1 pseudogene is annotated in these 437 nt (G+C 64.8%); it reads right to left on the bottom strand.

Features of this window, described 5'->3' with window-relative positions:
* A pseudogene (locus RNB18_RS52355) lies at window positions 1-437 on the bottom strand (ABC transporter substrate-binding protein); the annotation flags it as partial.

A 437-nucleotide genomic window follows, 5' to 3' on the forward strand; every position in this document is an offset into this window, starting at 1 on the left:
GGATGGACGGCATCTGCTCGACGAGGACCTTCTCCGCGTCCTGGAACGTGGTGATGGCCTTCGCCTTGTCGGTCTCGGCGTTGGCCCGGTCGACCAGGTCGTCGAACTTCTTGTTGGTCCACTTCCCGTCGTTGGACGGGGCGTTGGTGTAGTACAGCGGCTGGAGGAAGTTCTGGATGAGCGGGTAGTCCATCTGCCAGCCCGCGCGCCAGGGGCCCGTCATCTTCTGGGTGGAGACCTGGTTGCGGAAGTCGGCGAAGGTGCCGACCGCGCCGCCGACGCACGCCTGGTTGTTGCCCATGACGTTGTTGATGCTGTTGCAGACGGCGTCGACCCACTCCTTGTGGGAGCCGGTGTCGGCGTTGTACGAGATCTTCAGCTGGCCGCCGGGGATGCCGCCGCCCTCGTCGATCAGCTTCTTGGCCTCGGCCTTGTTG

This window comes from Streptomyces doebereineriae, from assembly GCF_031845645.1.
Lineage (GTDB): Bacteria > Actinomycetota > Actinomycetes > Streptomycetales > Streptomycetaceae > Streptomyces > Streptomyces canus.